The sequence below is a fragment of the Vibrio sp. 1641 genome (assembly GCF_033339995.1).
GTDB classification, from domain to species: Bacteria; Pseudomonadota; Gammaproteobacteria; order Enterobacterales; family Vibrionaceae; genus Vibrio; species Vibrio alginolyticus.
This window is the reverse complement of record NZ_JAWOVP010000456.1, coordinates 1-538: the sequence shown is the minus strand read 5'-3', so window position 1 is coordinate 538 and position 538 is coordinate 1. Positions and strand designations below refer to the sequence as shown.

The 538-nt window shown below is 42.2% G+C and carries 1 protein-coding gene; it reads left to right on the top strand.

All coding sequences use genetic code 11. The features are described 5' to 3' along the window. A partial coding sequence (locus R7Z47_RS26545; RefSeq protein ID WP_411913071.1) for a hypothetical protein occupies positions 1 to 538 on the top strand: 538 nt, incomplete at both ends.

Sequence of the window (538 nt, the reverse complement as noted above, 5' to 3'; positions counted from 1 at the left end):
AACGTAGGCTCACTCATCATCGTCACTTGGGTTGTCGTTGCTTTTTGCATACCCGATTGGAGAAAAGTAGTTTGGCCTAAACTTGAACAAGAGAAAGCATTTCAACATATCGTGCTTGCCTCTTTCTTCCTCATTACGGTTCTTTGGTCTGCTCAAGCAGGAGTAAAAGAAGGGTTACACATACACTTTCTCGCGTTAACGACACTAACCATGATGTACGGTTGGCGAATGGCTTTTTTGCTCAGCATTCCTGCGATGATCGCCTACCACTGGATACACGATATTTCGTTTATCTTGCTCCCGAGCTCTCTTGTGCTATCGGCGCTCGTTCCAATATTAATCAGCTACTTAGTCTTTTTGCTTAGTTACCATTATTTACCCCGCAACATCTTTGTGTTTATTTTTGTCGCTGGCTTTTTTAATGGCGCACTCACAGGCAGTTTACACTTAGTATTTAACTCGTTTTATCACTTGTTGGTTGGCCACTACGATTGGGAAACCATTCAACACAACTACTTTATTTTTGTCCCATTGCTTG